Here is a 17302-nt window from a genome sequence, read left to right on the forward strand (position 1 = left end):
ACACTCACCGTCACACGGCCAGTGACCCCGGGGGAGTTGTCGCGGCATGGAAACGGCCCCACCGCAGACATCGTCGCCTTCGCAGCATGCGGCGTACACCGTCCATTCAGAATCCCTGGAACACTTCATCAGGACGATCTTCAAGTGCTTACGCCGGATCGACCAACGCAAGTGGGCCCACGCCTATCTGAGCGGGTTACTCGTCACACCGGGCAAGAAGTCGGTACGAAGAATTGCCGCCGGAATCTCCCGCGATCCGTCCGTCGTGCAGTCGCTGCGCCAGTTCGTCAGTCTCAGCCCATGGGATTTCGACGACGTCATGGAGGAAATCACCCGATGGGTGGTGCAACGGCGACCCGAGCCCGTGTGGTCCATCGGCCGGGCCGTCCTGCCCAAACGTGGTGAGAAGTCGGTGGGTGTCCACCGCCACTTCGACCTGCACTCGGGCCGTACCCTCAACTGCCAGCTGGGACTCGGTGCCTTCCTCTGTGTGGGCGCGGCTCAGGTTCCCGTCGACTGGTGCCTGCACCTGCCGACGACCTGGACGCAGGATTCCGATCGGCGCAGGGAGGCGCGCGTACCGGTCTCCGAGCACTACCGGCCGATGTGGGCGCACGCGCTCCGACTCGTCGACCGGCTGTCGGCCCGGCTGGACTCCCCGTCCTCCGTCGTCCTCGCCGACATGAGCAACGAACCCGACGTGGGGTTCCTGCTGCGCGGACTCGCCAAGCGCCGCCGTAACGTCGTCGTCGCGGTGCCACCGCACCTCGCCGTGCTGCCCGTCTGCGAAGCCGCCCCGGCACCGGTGAGCGCGAGGGCCCTGGTTCTCGCACAGAGCCCGGAGACCGACGTCGTCCCCCTGCCCGACGGACAGCAGCGCGTGGCCGGCTTCCAGACGTCGCTCGTCCACCTGCCGAGCAGCGCCCCGGGGCGCTCCCCCGGCCCTCCCTACCGGCTCTTCACGGAGACGGGCCCCACGCTCAAGTCGCGCCGGCTGTGGCTCACCAGCCTCACCCACCACACCCTCGGGGCGGTCGGAGAGATCGCCGCGCTGACCGGCGGGACCACGGCCGTGATCGATTCCCTGGAGCAGGACTTCGGGCTGCTGGACTTCGAGGGGCGTTCGTATCCCGGCTGGTACCACCACATGGCCCTCATCTCCGCCGCGTACACCTTCCGTTGCCTGCACGGGGTCACCGCACCGCCGTCCCGCGGCTCGGCCCGGCAGCCGTAGCAACGCGGCGTGCGGCGATCGCAGGAGCGTGTCATGGGAGCGGAACCGGCCCCACGGTGCGGGTTCAGCGGCCGTACTCGCGTTCGTGCACCGGTCCCGGGTCCAAGTGCCATGGTGACATCATCTGACACCAAAACCAGCGTCGATTCACGCCACTCTGGCGCGCCACAGGCGACAACGGGACCCCCGCGGCCCGCCCGCCCCCGGGGCCGCTGCCCCGAACAGCCGATACGCGCCGTCGGCGCGGTCGGCACGGTGGGCGACCACGGCTTCACACGGGCTGGAAGGCCCCGCTTCCCCGAGCACGGTCCGGGAACGGGCCGGCGACATCGTGTCGCGGCCTTCCGTCGGTGGCGCGGGGGAACCGGTCGCCGCCGGCGACCGTCCGACGCCGATCGGCCGTACACGTCCGGTCCGCGGTGACGGGCTCGCGGGGTCGAGGAAGGCGCCACGATGATGCCACCGGCCGTCGCGCACGACGCCCCACACGTGAGGTCCCCTCCACCCTCGCCAGGCGGCCGCCCCTGGCGCTGCCGTCCTGCTCCATGCCCTGCCACGCTGTCTCAGGTCAGAGCGCGCAGGGCGTGTCGCCCCGTCAGGAGTGCTCGTCCATGCGGTCCTCGACGTGCCGGAGTACCTCCGTCACGTCCGCCAGCAGCGTGCTCTCCTCGGCTCTGAGGTAGAAGTGCCCGCCGGGCAGCACCAGGAGCCGGAAGGCAGCGTTGGTCATGTCCGCCCAGCCACGCATCTGCTCCGGGGCCACTTCGGGATCGTCCTGGCCGGCGTAGGCGTAGACCGGGCAGTCGAGAGGGGGGCGGTGACCACCGGCGTATCCGTCCACCAGCCGGTAGTCCGCACAGATCGCGGGGAGCAGGAGCTCACGCAGTTCGGGTTCGGCGAACACGGCGGCACGGCTTTCGTCGAGGCGCACGATCCCCGCGATGACCTCCTCGTCGCTGCCGAGGAGCCGCCGCTGGCCGTCCAGCATGTGCGGCGGACGCCTGCCGGACACACACAGGGCGGCCGGGGGACGCCCTCGCTTCTGGAGGCGCAGCGCCACCTCATGAGCCACCGAGGCCCCCATGCTGTGGCCGAACAGCACCAGCCGGTGCCCCGTCAGCCCCTGAAGCGCTTCCGCGATGTCCTCCGCGAGGGCGTCCAACCCGGAGGGGAACGGATCGCTGAGCCGGTCCTCGCGCCCCGGATACCGGACGGCGAGCACTCCGGTGCCCAACGGCAGGCGCGGAGGCCAGCCGCCGTACGCGCTCGCCCACCCGCCGGCGTGCGGGAAGCAGACCAGCTTCGTCCCGCAGCCGCCGTCGTCGCGCAGGCGGCGTATCCACCGCTCTTCGGCCGGGCTCCTCATATGCGTTCCCCTCGTCGGGCGGGCCTTCAGTAGAGGTCGCCACCGACCTCCGCGGGCACCGAGATCGGGCACGCGGCGTTCCACTCGGCTCGCCGGGCGACGATCGAGTCGGCGATCTCCCCGCTTCGGACGGCGATGTTCGACAGCAGCGACGAGGTCAGGCCGTGGCTGTGCTCGGTTCCGCCCTGAAGGTAGATGCCGCACCGCAGTTCCGGGTCGGTGACGACGCTGTAGTCCCGCTCGACCCGGTACCGGCCCGCCGCGTCGCGTACACAGTACCGGTCGAGATCGCCGAGCAGGCCGGTGGGCTCCATCCCGCTGTAGCCGGTCGCGCAGACGACCGCGTCGCAGTCGAGTTCGCGTACCTCGGCGTCGGGACCCACCTGGAGCGAGACGCGGGTCTCGGCGCCGACGCGCTTCACCCCGGTGACCCTCGTCAGGCTGAGGAAATGAAGCCGTTCGACGCCTCGTACGTCGTCGCCGTACGCCCTGCGGTACAGGTCCCTGATCACCTCGTCGTCGACGACCGAGTAGTTCGTGTTGCGGTGGTAGCGCCAGAACGCCTCGCGGGTCCGCTCGGTGCCGAAGTAGTAGTCGTCGACGGCCCCGGGGTCGAAGACCTGGTTCGCGAAGGGGGTGTCGTCCGCGACGGAGTACCCGTAGGAGGGGATGACCGAGTACACCTCGGCGTGTGGCAGCTCGTCGTAGAGGAACCTGGTGATCTCGGCGGCGCTCTGGCCCGCCCCGACCACCGTCACCCGCCGCAGTCGTGACGGGTCCGTCCGGCGGTACTTCTCCAGGAACTCGGAGCTGTGCCATACCCGTTCGTCCCGCTCGGTTCCCTCGGGCATGCTCGGGACCAGCCCCGTGGAGACGACCACGTTCCGTGCCTCCACCCCACGCCCGGCCTGGCGGGCACCGTCCGCGACCTGCAGTCGCAGACGGTCCGTCTCCGGAGCGTCGCCGCGAACCAGCCGGATCGATGTCACCTCCGAGCCGTACACCACGTCGTCGGCCACCCGGGCCTGCGCCCACTCGAGGTACTGGTGGAACTCCTCGCGTGTGGGGAAGAAATCCTGGTTGTTGACGAACTGCGGGAGCCGCCCCGACGCGTGCAGGAAGGCGATGAAGCTGAAACTCGACGTCGGATTGCGGAAGGTGACCAGGTCCTTGAGGAAGGATATCTGCATGGTCGCCGACGGCAGGAGCATGTCGCGATGCCAGCCGAAGGAGGACTGGCGCTCCAGGAAGAGTGCGCTGACCTCCTTGTCCAGACCGCTCGTCCGGTACTCCTGCAGGGCGATGGCGAGCGACAGGTTGGACGGGCCGAACCCGATGCCGACCACGTCGTAGATCTCGTGTTCACGATGACTCATAGAGAATTCTCCCGCTGGCATGACTGCGCGATGCGCTGTCCGCATCGTCGACCGGCAAAGTTCCGCTCCCAGAAGGGCCAACGTCGGGGCGGGCTCGGATTTCCATCGGTCGCCCCGCCAAGCAGAGCGGCACGACGGGCCGTTCGGGTACGTCCGGACTCGGCCGAAGCACGCCGTTCTCCCGGTGCTCCCTGGAGGCCGTCCGTTCGTGCGGTCCGGGCAGGTGTGTCCCGTCGGCGGGACGGCGAAGTCGTTCCCTCCCATTGTCCCGGGCCCGACGGGTATGGGGAATGGCCGCCGGCTCGCGGCAGGCGCACCACCCGGCCGCGGACGCGCCGGACCGCGCCGGGATTCACAGGGGTTCGCCGTCCTTCGTCCTCCTGCGGAGTGCGGGCCTGCTCGACCGGGCCACGTCCCCCCACATGTCCGACAGACCGGCGATGGTGCGCGCCGCGAAGAGCTTGCGGATGGACACCTCCTGGTTCAGCTCCGCGCGGATCAGGCCGACCAGTCTGATCGCCCGCAGCGAGTTGCCGCCGATGTCGAAGAAGTCGTCGTCGATGCCGACCCGTTCCACCCCGAGCACGTCCGCGAACGCGTCGGCCAGGACCCGCTCGGTGTGGTTGCGCGGTGACCGGTAGGACCCGTCGTCGTGCGACGGCTCCGGCAGCGCCGCCCGGTCCACCCTTCCGCCCGCCGTCTCCGGCAGGCGTTCCAGCACCACGTACGCCGACGGAACCATGGACTCCGGCAGCCGCCCCGCGGCGAACCGGCGGAGTCCCCCGCTCGAGAAGCGGGCTCCGCCGCCCGGGACCACGTAGGCCACCAGCCTCTGCTGCCCGGAGTCGTCCCACATGGCGACGGCGGCCGACCGGGCGAGCCCGGGATACTCGGACAGAGCCTCTTCGACCTCGGCCAGTTCGACCCGGAAACCGCGGATGTCCGCTTGGGCGTCGCCCCGTCCGACGTACTCGAGAAGGCCGTCGCCGTCCCACCGCGCCCGGTCTCCGGTCCGGTACATCCGCCCGCCGGGCGGGCCGAACGGGCAGGGTACGAACCGCTCCGCCGTCCGCGCGGGTCGCCCGGCAAGACCTCGCGCCACGCCGGGTCCGGCCACGTACAGCTCGCCCGCCACGCCTACGGGGACCGGCGCCAGACCCGGTCCCAGGACGTAGAGGGCGGTGTTGTCCGTGGGGCGGCCGAGGGAGCCCGCCCGGTGCGCGGGTTCGTCCGCGGTCACACGGTGGCAGGCGGCGAACACGCCCGACTCCACCGTGCCGTGGGCGTTGACGATCGTCAGCTCGGGGCAGGCCCGGCGCACGCGTCGTACCGCGGCCGCGGAGACGCGGTCTCCACCCGTCCACACCTCGCGCAGCCCGGCGAGGCGCCCGGGGCGTTCGGCCGCGACCGCCGAGAACAGGCCCGCGGGCAGCCAGACCGTGGAGACCCCCTCGGTTTCCCGCAACTCGGGCAGGGCGTCGGCGTCCGGTTCCCCGGAAGGAGCAAGGACGACCCGCCCGCCGTTGAGCAGCGGCACCCAGACCTCGAGGGTGAGCGCGTCGGTGGTGGGCGGCGCGTGCCACAGGACGGTGCCGCGGCCGCCGTCCTGCCAGTGGCGGTCCAGCACGAACCGCTCCACGTTGCGGTGCGTCACGGCTACCCCGGTGGCCGCACCGGCCGGTTGGGAGCCGTACATCACCGCCAGCAGATCGTCCTGACGCGGCGGGGCCAGAACCGTGCCGGGCCCGTCGTCGGCTTCCGACCGGAGGTCGTCGAGCAGCAGGACCGGAACGTCCGGACCGGCCGGAAGCGCTGCGGCGGTCGCGGTATCGGTGAGCAGGACGCGTGCCGCCGGGCCGTCGCTCCCCCACGCCGCGGACACCGGGTCGAGCGGCAGGTAGGCGCCACCCGCCTTCACCACCCCCAGCAGGGCGACGACCAGGTCCACCGATCGGGGCAACGCCACCGCCACGACGACCTCGGGTCCGATGCGCCGGCGCCGCAACGCCCGGGCCAGGCGGCTCGACCGCTCATCCAGTTCTCCGTACGACACCCTGGTCTTCCCGGACATCATGGCGACGGCGTCGGGGGACCGCGCCACCTGGCGGGCGAACAGCTCCGGAACGGTCAGGCCCGGCAGCGGCGCGTGGGTCCCGTTCGGCTCCGTCAGCAGGCGGTCCCGCTCGGCGCCGTTCAGCACGTCCAGCGCACCGACGGGCGTGTGCGCAGCGGCGGCCGTCACGGCCCGGATGTGGTCGAGCAGGTCCTCGCCGATGACGCGCAGCTCCGCGCGGGAGTAGAGGCCCGCGGGGGCGTCGAGCCGGAGGAACAGGTCGCTGTCGGGGCTCCCGTCGGTGCAGAAGCCGATCGACAGTTCGTCGAAGGTGCCGGTCGTCGCGGAGAAGTAGCGCGCCGGGTGGCCGGCGAAGTGGATCTGCTCCACGAAGTCGACGACGTTCAGCACGGCACCGAAGCTGCCCCGGCCGCTCAGGACGGTGCCGCACGCGCGCTGGATGTCCGAGTAGTGGCAGGCGGTCCGCCCGAAGACCTCGTACGTCTCGTCCACCACCGCGTCGGCGACCCCGGCGAAGGTCGCGCTGAGCGGAACCCTCATGCGTACCGGCACCACGTTCACCGCGAGACCGGGTGTCCGGCCCGCCGCCCCGGCCCGGTTTCCCACGGCCAGCGAGAGGAGGAACTCGGGGCGGTCGCAGCGGTGGCGCAGGAAGACCGCCGCGGCCGCGGTCAGCAGCGAGGACATCCACACGCCCATGGACTTGGCGGTCTCGGTCCACGCGTCCGCCTCCGCACGCGGGACGGTCAGCGTTCGGCTCGCCATCCCGATGGAGCCGGCCACCTCCGACCAGCGGTCGGCGCCGCTCATCGGCTCGGAGAGCGCGGCGCGCCGCGCGTCGGACAGGGTGGGGCCCGGGACCTGGGCGGGTGCCGGCGCGTGCGCCAGATAGTCGCGCCAGAAGCCGGTGTCGTCGGCGAACTCCTCGGAGGCGGCGTACTCCTCGGACAGGGCCGCGTAGGACTCGGCGTCCCAGGGGTGCGGCGGCCGCGGCACGTCCGAGCCCCGCACCAGCGCGCTGTACACCTCGGCGATGCGGCGCGACAGCAGGCCGCCGGCGCCGTATCCGTCCGATACGAGGTGGTGGTAGGAGATCACCACGAGGGAGCGGGCCGCCGAGAGTGTGACCACGCCGAGCCGGAAGAGCAGGTCCCGCTCCAGGTCGAACGGCTGCCGCACCATGTCGGCCAGTGCTTCGCGCGCGGCCTGCTCGGGGTCGGCCTCGGCGCTCAGATCCAGACGGAACGGCCGCCAGTCCCCCAGTTCCCGGGGCACCATGCGCAGTCCGCTCCCGTCGTCCACGAACGTGACGCGCAGAACCTCCGCCTCGTCCAGCACGCGCAGCATCGCCGATTCCATGACCGCCGCGTCCAGCTCACCGTCCACCTCCCACATGGCCAGTGCATGGTTCAGCATGTCAGGGGACATCTTCTGCGCCAGCCACATCCCTTTATGCGCGGACGACGCACCGAACGAACGCACTCGGATCAACCCCTCAGCAATAAGGCCGGGAACAGATGGAATTCACAGATCTCCGTCACCCTCCCGGAGGCGAGTCAGCCGAAGACGGGCCGCGTTCGGCCATCGCGGACACGATGTGCCGGGCGATCAGTCTCGGTGACGGGTACCGCAGCACCAGGTTCGCCCTCAGCCTGAGTCCCGTCGTCGCGGCGAGACGTTTGCTCAGTTCCACCGAGAGGAGCGAGTCGAATCCGAAGTGCTTGAACTCCCCATCGGGATCCAGGGTTTCACCGGAGGCGTGTCCGAGGACGGTGGCGGCCCTTTCGAGGACGTGGTCGAGGACGATCGCCTCCGCGTCGGCATCGGGCCGGTCGGCGAGCATGTCCCGCAGGGAGAGGGGACGGTGGTCACCCGAGGACGGTCGCGCCGGGGGCACCTCCACCGCCACCGCCGTGGGCGAGGGGCTCAGCCAGTACCGCTGCCGCTCGAAGGCGTAGGTGGGGAGGTCCACCCGCTGCCGCTCTCCGAACAGGCCCCTCCAGTCCACGGCCCCACCCCGGGTGTGCAGTTGGGCGAGGGAGCCGACCACTGCGTCCACCTCTCCCCGGTCCCGCCGCGAGGAGCCCAGGACCACCGTGTCGTCCAGGTCCTCGACCATCTCCTGCACCGGGTAGGTCAGAACGGGGTGGGGACTCATCTCCACGAACACCCGGTAGCCGTCGGCGGTCAGCCGCCGGACGGAGGTCTCGAAGCGCACCCTTTCGCGCAGGTTGCCGTACCAGTAGTCACCGTTCAGCTCCACCGTGTCGATCCTCCTGCCGTGCAGGGTGGAGTAGAAGGGAAGGGCCGACGTCTTCGGCTTCACGTCGGACAGCGGCCGGATCACCTGGTCGCGGACCCGCGTCACCTGAGGCGAATGGGACGCGTAGTCCACCGGTATCCTCCGGGCCTGGCCACCCTCGGCGTTCGTCTTCTCCACGAACTCGTCGAGTGCGTCCGCTGCCCCGGACACCACCACCGCGCGGGGGCCGTTGACGACGGCCACGCTCAGCCGATCGCCCCACGGGGCGAGACGCGCCTCCACCAGGTCCACGGACTCCGCGACGGACGCCATCCCACCGTGGCCGACCAGATCGATCAGGGCCTTGCTGCGGAGCGCCACGATCCTGGCGGCGTCACGCAACGACAGCGCACCGCACACGTGGGCGGCGGCTATCTCGCCCTGGCTGTGTCCCACCACCGCGGCCGGTTCGACGCCCCAGGACCGCCACAGGGCGGCCGTGGACACCATCACCGAGAAGAGCGCCGGCTGAACCACGTCCACCCGCTCCAGTGCGGGTGCTGCACCGGCGCCGAGGACCACGTCGAGCAGCGACCAGTCGGTCCACTCGGCCAGGGCTGCGGCGCACGCGTCGAGGGTGTGTGCGAAAGCCGGGAAGGTGGCGTACAACTGCCGTCCCATGCCTGCCCATTGCGAGCCCTGACCGGGGAACATGAAGACGACGGCGCCGAGGTCCGCGGCAACACCGCGCACCAGCCCGGTTGAGTCCGCGCCGTCGCGCAGCGATGCCAGACCGTCCAGCAGCTCGTCCCGGTCCCGGCCGAGGACCACCGCGCGGTGCGGGAACCGCGACCGGCTGGACACCAGCGACCAGCCGACATCGGCGATGTCCGTGCCCGCATCGGCGGCGGCGAAGTCGCGCAGCCTGCCCGCCTGCCGCGCCAGGGCCGCCGCGTCCCTGCCCGAGACGACCCACGGCACGAGCCCACCGGCCACCGCCGGGCCCGGGCCACCGCGCTCCGCCGGCTCCTGCGCAGGCTCCTCCTCCAGGATGACGTGGGCATTGGTGCCACTGACCCCGAACGACGACACGCCGGTCCGCCGCGGACCGTTCGGCCGGGGCCACTCCCGGCCCTCCACCAGCAGCTCCACTGCCCCGGACGACCAGTCCACGTGCCGCGAGGGCGCGTCCACGTGCAGGGTCTTCGGCAGCCAGCCGTGGCGCATGGCCAGCACGGCCTTGATCACGCCGCCGACCCCGGCGGCTGCCTGGGCGTGACCGATGTTCGACTTCAGGGACCCCAGCCAGAGGGGCGTGTCCCGCGCCCGGACCTGCCCGTAGGTCGCCAGCACGGCGCCGGCCTCGATGGGGTCGCCCAGTACCGTTCCGGTGCCGTGGGCTTCGACCAGGTCCACCTCGGTGGCGGAGACCCCCGCGTTCGCCAGGGCCTTGCGGATCACCTTCTCCTGGGCACGGCCGTTGGGGGCCGTCAGCCCGTTGCTGGCCCCGTCCTGGTTCACCGCCGAGCCACGCAGGACGGCCAGCACCGGGTGCCCGTTGCGGCGGGCGTCGGACAGCCGCTCGAGGAGCAGCACGCCCACCCCCTCTGCCCAGCCGGTGCCGTCGGCCCCGTCCGCGAACGCCCGGCACCTGCCGTCGGGGGACAGGGCCCGCTGCCGGGAGAACTCCACGAAGATCGCCGGGGTCGGCATCATCGACGCCCCGCCCGCCAGCGCGAGCGAGCACTCCCCCGAACGCAGTGACTGCGCCGCCAGGTGCAGGGCCACCAGGGACGACGAGCATGCCGTGTCCAGGGACATGGCCGGGCCGGTCAGGCCCAGTTCGTACGCCACCCGGCCGGATGCGACACTCAGCGCGCTGCCGTACAACAGGTGTCCCTCCAACTCGTCGCGGTCCGCCCCCAGGAATCGCCACCCGTACTCGGAGGAGCTCACCCCGGTGAAGACGCCGACGTCGGCGCCGCGCACCTCGGCGGGAACGATGCCGGCCCGCTCGAACACCTCCCACGAGGTCTCCAGCAGCAACCGGTGGTGCGGATCGACGGCCAGCGCCTCACGGGGGCTGATGCCGAAGAAGCCCGCGTCAAAGCCCGCCACGTCGGCCAGGAACCCTCCGTGGCGCGTGTAGGAGCGGCCGACGGCATCGGGATCCGGGTCGTACACGTCCCGCCATCCTCGGTCCTGTGGGAACTCGGCCACGGCGTCGCGGCCGTCGCGCACCAGGCGCCAGAGGTCTTCGGGCGACGAGACGCCTCCCGGGTAGCGGCACGCCATGGAGAGCACGGCGATCGGCTCGGCGCGCCCGGCCCTCAGTGCGTCGTTCTCCTGCCGGAGGCGGTCGCGCTCCTCCAGCAGCGTGCGGAGCGCGCGCTGGACCCGGTCCGCGCCGTCCGCGGTGCGATCCCTGGAGTTGTACACGTCACTTCCCCCTCTCGTCCAGGGCGAGGTCGACCAGTGCGTCCAGGCCGAGGCCCGCCAGTTCCTCCGCTCCGGGGTCCGGCCGCCCGTCGGCGTCCGGCCGGTTCGGGCCGGCGCAGGCCAGCACCTGTTCCAGGAGGCCCGCACCGCGCAGGCTGTCGATCGAGACGGTCCGCAGCGCGTCCCGGATCTCCGCGTCCGCGTCCGACTCCGTCCGCGCCGCCGGGCGCAGCAGACCGGACAGGTGCTGCCCCAGTTCCCGTGGTGTCGGGTAGCTGAAGACGAGTGTGGACGGCAGGCGCAGCCCCGTTGCGGAGACCAGGCGGTTGCACAGCTCGACGGAGGTCAGCGAGTCGAATCCCATGGGGGTGAACGCCTGGTCCACGTCGACGGCCGTGCCGGAGGGGTGTCCCAGCACGATGGCGACCTGGTCGCGGACCCAGGCGAGGACGGCGGCCTCCGCCTCGTCCGCCGGCAGCGTGGCCAGCTCGGCCAGAAGGCCGTGCGCGGTCTGTTGCCCGGTCGCGGCCGCCCGGGCGCGGCGTGGACGGCCGGCGTCGACGAGATCGCGCAGCAGGACCGGTTGCTCTTCGCGGGGCCTGATCCGCAGCGCGGAGAGGTCCAACCGGGCGGGAAGGAGGACCGGTTTGTCGATCGCGCACGCCGAGTCGAACAGGGCCAGCGCCTCGGGGGTCGGCATCCCGGCGACGCCCATCCGCCGTACCCGGCAGAGGTCGGCCTGGTTCAGGTGGTCGGTCATGCCACTGCGCTGCTCCCACCAGCCCCAGCACAGCGAGGTGCCGGCGAGGCCGGATGCTCTGCGGTGCGCCGCCAGACCGTCCAGGAACCCGTTCGCCGCGGCGTAGGCGGCTTGCCCTGCGGTGCCGAGCGTCCCCGCCAGGGCGGAGAACAGGACGAACGCCGTCAGGGGGTGTCCCCTGGTCAGCTCGTGCAGGTTGACCGCGCCGCCGGCCTTGGCGCGCAGCGCCTGGTCGAGGCTTTCCGTGGTCAGCGACGCGACGGTGCCGTCCGCCAGCGTGCCCGCCGCGTGCACGACCGCCGTCAGCGGGTACCCCCGGGGCATGTCGGCGAGCAGCTCCGCCACGGCGGACCGGTCCGCGACGTCGCATTCCACGACGCGGACCCTCGCGCCCGCGCCCGTCAGGTCCGAGACCAACTCGAAGGCTCCGTCGGCCGCCATGCCCCGGCGGCTGGCCAGCACCAGGCTGCGCACGCCGTGTTCGGCCACGAGGTGCCGCGCCACCAGCGAACCCACTCCGCCGGTCCCGCCGGTGACCAGGACAGTACCGCCGCCGAACCCGTCGCCCAGCTCAAGGACGAGCTTTCCGGTGTGCCGTCCCCGGCTCATCTCGCGGAACGCCTGGCGCGCGTCGCGGATGTTCCGGACGGAGACCGGGTTCAGGTGCACCCGGCCGTCGTGGAACAGTGCCATGACGGCCTGGAACATCTCGTGGATCAGGTCCGGGCCCGCCTCGTAGAGGTCGAAGGCCTGGTAGTCGACTCCGGGGTGGTCGGCCGCCACCCGCAGGGCGTCGCGGATGTCGGTCTTGCCCATCTCGATGAAGCTCCCGCCGCCGGGAAGCAGGGTCAGCGAGGCGTCGACGAACGAGTGCGCCAGGGAGTTCAGCACGGCGTCCACACCACGGCCGCCGGTGGAGTCGAGGAACCTGCCCGCGAACTCCAGGTCCCGTGACGAGGCCAGGTGATCCTCGTCCAGTCCCATGGCCCGCAGGGCCGGCCACTTGGCGGGGCTCGCGGTGGCGTACGTCTCGGCACCGATGTGCTGCGCCAGCTGGACGGCGGCCATGCCGACGCCGCTCGCCGCGGCATGGATGAGGATCCGCTGCCCCTTCTTGAGTTTCCCCAGGTGGAAGAGCGCGTGGTAGGCGGTGAGGAAGGCGCCCGGCACGGACGCCGCCTCGGCGTTGCTCCACCCGTCGGGGACGGGCATGAGCAGGCGGTGGTCGGCGACGGCCACGCGGCCGAAGGCGCCGGTGAAGATGCCGGTCACGCGGTCGCCGGGCGACAGACGGGTCACGTCGTCCGCCACCTCGAGGACGGTTCCGGCGCCTTCGCTGCCGAGCCCTGCGTCGATGGCCGTACGGTCCACCAGGCCGAGGGCGATCGTGACGTCGCGGAAGTTGAGTCCCGCCGTGTCCACGGCGACGCGCACCTGACCGCTGGTGAGGGGCTCTTCGACCTCGGGGCAGGGGACCCACGCCAGGTTCTCCAGCGTGCCCTTGGCCGGGATGCCGAGCCGGTGGGGCCCGGCCGGGGGCGGCTCGATCTGCCGGTGCGCGGGTGAGGCCGGTGTCATACGGGGGGCGAGGTACGTGCCGTCGCGCAGCGCCAGTTGGTCCTCACCGATGGCGAGCGCGTCGGGGAGGCGTTCCCACGACGCTTCCTCGTCGTCGATGTCCACCAGCCGGAACCTCCCGGGGTGCTCGGTCTGGGCGGAGCGCATCAGGCCCCACACGGACGCGCCCGGGAGGCTTTCGACGCGCTCCCCGCCACCGGTGTCCTGGGCCAGGCGGGTGAGGAGGACCAGAGTCGTCCCGGTGAGCCGTTCCTGGGCGAGGAAACGCCGGACCCGGTCGAGGACGTCGAGGTCCGCGTCCCGGGCAGCGGCGAGCGGGGCGGAGTCGTCCGCGACGAAGTCGTCCAGGCACAGGACGATGTGGGAGAGTGACTCGCCCGGGAGGACGTCGTCCATGGAGGCGAGGTGCACGGCGGGCGCGTCGCCCACCCCGGTGAGCCGGCCGGCCAGACCGTCCTTCGAGCCGAGAACACCCCACGGCCCGCGGGGGGTTCTGCCGTCGCTCTGCCGGACCGGCCGCCACCCCACTTCGAACATCGACAGCCCGTGCCCGCCGCGCACCGCGCGCACCTGCTCGGGACCGGCAGGCCTGAACGTCAGTGCCCCGACGCGGGCGATCGCTCGGCCGTGTTCGTCGGCGATCACCACGGACACGACGCCGTCGCCGGCCGGGGAGATCCGCACCCGCACGGTCGGGCCGCAGCTGCCGGTCAGGTCCACCCCGGACCATGAGAAGGGCATCCAGCCCCGGCCGTCGTCCACCTGGATGACCCCGCCGGCCACCGCCGCGTGCAGCACGGAGTCGATCAGTGCCGGATGCAGGGCGAACCCGCCACCGGCCGAACCGTCGGTGGCCACCGGCAGCGTGGCGGTGGCGAAGAGGTCCTCGCCCCGCCGCCACACCTCGCGCAGCCCGCGGAACGCGGGGCCGTAGTCGAAGCCCGCGTCCGCGAAGGAGTCGTACAGGCCCGCGATGCCGAGCCGCTGCGACCCGACCGGTGGCCACACGGCAAGGGGGAGCGCGTCCTCGGTGACCGCGGGCGTTCGCGGTGCGCTCGGGGCCAGGCTCCCCGTGGCGTGCCGGGTCCAGCCGCCGCTCGGCCGGCCGTCGTCGCCGGAGCGCGAGAACACGTCCAGGGAGCGGCGTCCTGTCTCGTCGGCGGCACCGACGACGAGCCGCACCTGCGCACTCCCCGACGTGGGGAGAATCAGGGGGACCTCCAGGGAGAGTTCTTCGATCGCGGTGGCACCGACGAAGGCGCCCGCCGACAGCGCCAGGTCCATGTAGGCCGTCGCCGGTACGACGGCCGCGCCGAACACGGCGTGATCGGCCAGCCAGGCGTGGGTGCGCAGGGACCACAGGCCGGTGAAGACCACCTCGTCGGTGCCGGGGTGCTCCACCACGGCACTCAGCAACGGGTGGTCCGAAGCCGTGAGACCGGCGGAGGCCACGTCCGCCCTTCCCGTCCCGGCGAGGAAGTCCAGCCAGTACCGCCGCCGCTGGAACGCGTACGTCGGAAGATCCACCCGCTTGCGGGTCGGGAACAGCGGGCTCAGGTCCACGCTCGCGCCGTGGACGTGCAGTTGGGCCAGCGAGCCGACGAGTGCCTCCTCCGCCCCGCGGTCCCGTCGCGACGCCGACAGCACCACCGCGTCGGCGACGCCGTCGTGGGCGAAGGCTTCCTTGGTGATGCTCGCGAGCGTCGATCCGGGACCCACTTCGAGGAAGACGTTCGCCCCGGCCTCGCGAGCGTGCCGCACCGCGTCGTGGAAGCGGACGGGTTCGCGCACGTGGTGCACCCAGTGCGCGACGGACATCAGCTCCCGGGGGGTGGCCTCGCGGCCCAGCAGGGACGATACGACCGGGATCGCCGGCCCGCTCGCGGCGAGCTCGCCGAGGGATGCCGCGAACTCGTCCAGGACGGGGTCCATGAGCGGGGAATGGAACGCGTGCCCGACGCCGAGCAGTTTCGCGGACGTTCCGTCGGTGATCAGGCGGTCACGGAGTGCGTGGACCTGGTCGCGGACTCCCGAGACGACGACCGATTCCGGGCCGTTGACGGCGGCGACGCCGACACGGTCGTACGGAGCGAGCCAGGCGCGTACGTCGCTCTCCGGGGCGCGTACCGCCAGCATGGCGCCGCGTTCGTCGACGGTCTGCATGATCCTGCCGCGGGCGGCCACGAGCCGGGTGGCGCTGTCGAGGTCGAGGGCGCCGGACACGTGGGCGGCGGCGATCTCGCCGACCGAGTGGCCGATCAGGTGGTCCGGTGGCGGGCAGTACCGCGTGATCAGCCCGTACAGGCCGACCTGCAGGGCGAACAGAGCCGGCTGGGCGATGTCCGTGCGGTCGGCCAGGTCTTCCGCGGGCTGTTCGGAGAGGAGCAGGGGCTTCAGGGCGAAGGGGAGATGTGCGTCGAAGCGTGCGCAGACCTCGTCGAGGCTCCGCGCGAAGACGGGGAAGCTGTCGTACAGCTGTCCCGCCACACCGGTCCACCGGGAGCCCTGCCCGGGGAACATGAAGACGGTACCGCCGGGTTCCCCGGCGACTCCTCGCAGCACTGCGGCGGACTCGGTGCCCTCACTCAACGATGCGAGGCCTGTGAGCAGTTCGTCCCGGTTCCGGCCGAGCACCACCGCCCGGTGCTCGAACCGTGCACGGGTCGTCGCCAGCGACCGCCCGACGGCGGCGGCGTCCAGAACCGCGTCGGCGGCGACGAAGTCGCGCAGCCTCTCCGCCTGTGCCCGCAGTGCTCCCTCCGAGCGCGCCGACACGATCCACGGCACCACCGTCCCGGCATCGTCCGCCGGGCAGCCGGCGTCGTCGGCCGTCGTCTCCTCGGCGGGCGCCTCCTCCAGGATCAGGTGCGCGTTGGTGCCGCTGGCCCCGAAGGCGGACACGCCCGCCCGCCGGGGCCGTCCCGGGGCGCTGGGCCACTGAACGGTCCCGGTCAGGAGTTCCACCGCCCCGGCCGACCAGTCCACGTGCGTCGTGGGAGCGTCCACGTGCAAGGTCCTGGGCATCGTCCTGTGCCGCATCGCCATGATCATCTTGATGATCCCGCCGACGCCTGCGGCAGCCTGCGTGTGGCCGATGTTGGACTTCAACGACCCGAGCCACAGCGGCCGGTCGCGGTCCCGGTCCTGCCCGTAGGTCGCGAGCAGCGCCTGCGCCTCGATCGGGTCACCCAGTTTCGTACCGGTCCCGTGGGCCTCCACCACGTCCACGTCGCTCGCCCGCACCCGGGCGTTGGCCAGCGCTGCCCGGATGACCCGCTGCTGCGCCGGGCCGTTCGGTGCGGTCAACCCGTTGGACGCGCCGTCCTGGTTGGTCGCAGAGCCCCGGATCAGCGCCCAGACGCGGTGTCCGTTGCGCCGCGCGTCCGACAGCCGCTCAAGGACCAGGACCCCGGCACCCTCCGAGAATCCGGCGCCGTCGGCCGTGTCGGAGAACGCCTTGCACCGGCCGTCCAGCGCCAGGCCCCGCTGCCGGGACATCTCCCGGAAGACCTGCGTCGTCGCCATCACGGTGACTCCCCCGGCCAGGGCGAGCCCGCACTCGCCCTGCCGCAGGGACTGCACCGCCTGGTGGACCGCCACCAGGGACGAGGAGCACGCGGTGTCGGTGGACACCGCCGGGCCCTGAAGCCCCAGCACGTAGGCGACGCGGCCGGACGCCACGCTCAGCAGGGAGCCGGTCTGACCGTAGCCGGAGATGACCTCGGGGGTGAAGTGGTGGTTGCCGTATCCGAAGTAGGCCAGACCGGCGAAGACGCCGGTGGCGCTGCCGCGCAGGGTCCGCGGGTCGATACCGGCGCGTTCCAGGGACTCCCACGAGGTTTCGAGGAGCAGCCGCTGCTGCGGATCGGCGGCCAGCGCCTCGCGCGGGTTGATCCCGAAGAACTCCGCATCGAAGTCACCCGCGTCGGGCAGGAACCCGCCGGAGCGCGTGCAACACGTGTTCGACCGGTCCGGGTCGGGGTCGTACAGGCCCTCCAGGTCCCAGCCGCGGTCCCCGGGGAAGTCCCCCACCGCGTCGCGGCCCGACCGCACCAGGTCCCACAACGCCTCCGGGGACGTCGCGCCGCCCGGGAAACGGCAGGCGGCGCCCACGACCGCGATGGGTTCCGCGGCGGCCTCCGTCAGCTCGTCCAGGCGCCTACGGGTTTCGATCAGCTCGATCGATGTCCGCTTCAGATAGTCGAGAACCTCGGCGTTGTCGTCGTCAGTCAT

General features: G+C 72.1%; 5 protein-coding genes and 1 pseudogene. 1 reads left to right on the plus strand and 5 read right to left on the minus strand.

Annotated elements, in window-relative coordinates; all coding sequences use genetic code 11:
* Positions 1-46 precede the first annotated feature (46 nt).
* Entirely contained in the window at positions 47-1234 is a 1188-nt protein-coding gene (locus I3F54_RS15765) for a transposase (protein ID WP_240119395.1), read from the plus strand.
* Between the two features lie 595 nt (positions 1235-1829).
* Here the strand turns inward: I3F54_RS15765 and I3F54_RS15770 are convergent.
* The 5 genes and pseudogenes from I3F54_RS15770 to I3F54_RS15790 form a co-directional block, all read right to left on the minus strand.
* Positions 1830-2600, minus strand: coding sequence for a thioesterase II family protein (locus I3F54_RS15770; RefSeq protein WP_240119396.1), 771 nt, complete (start codon positions 2598-2600; stop codon positions 1830-1832).
* Positions 2601-2626: 26 nt separating this feature from the next.
* Positions 2627-3976 carry a lysine N(6)-hydroxylase/L-ornithine N(5)-oxygenase family protein gene (locus I3F54_RS15775; RefSeq protein WP_240119397.1) on the minus strand — a complete coding sequence of 450 codons (1350 nt, stop codon included), beginning with the start codon at positions 3974-3976 and terminating at the stop codon, positions 2627-2629.
* Between the two features lie 352 nt (positions 3977-4328).
* Positions 4329-7532, minus strand: coding sequence for an AMP-binding protein (locus tag I3F54_RS15780; protein WP_308373547.1), 3204 nt, complete (start codon positions 7530-7532; stop codon positions 4329-4331).
* 55 nt (positions 7533-7587) lie between these two features.
* Positions 7588-10608 (minus strand): annotated as a pseudogene (locus I3F54_RS15785) (type I polyketide synthase); the annotation flags it as partial.
* A gap of 124 nt (positions 10609-10732) precedes the next feature.
* Positions 10733-17302 (minus strand): type I polyketide synthase, encoded by a 6570-nt coding sequence (locus I3F54_RS15790; RefSeq protein WP_240119400.1) that lies wholly within the window; start codon positions 17300-17302, stop codon positions 10733-10735.

This window comes from Streptomyces sp. MUM 2J (assembly GCF_022414535.1).
In the GTDB taxonomy this organism is placed as follows: domain Bacteria; phylum Actinomycetota; class Actinomycetes; order Streptomycetales; family Streptomycetaceae; genus Streptomyces.

Excerpts from the sequence above, each read along its gene's own strand:
- I3F54_RS15765 (WP_240119395.1), top strand. The coding sequence starts at position 47 with ATGGAAACGGCCCCACCGCAGACATCGTCGCCTTCGCAGCATGCGGCG.
- I3F54_RS15770 (WP_240119396.1), bottom strand. The coding sequence starts at position 2,600 with ATGAGGAGCCCGGCCGAAGAGCGGTGGATACGCCGCCTGCGCGACGAC.
- I3F54_RS15775 (WP_240119397.1), bottom strand. The coding sequence starts at position 3,976 with ATGAGTCATCGTGAACACGAGATCTACGACGTGGTCGGCATCGGGTTC.
- I3F54_RS15790 (WP_240119400.1), bottom strand. The coding sequence starts at position 17,302 with ATGACTGACGACGACAACGCCGAGGTTCTCGACTATCTGAAGCGGACA.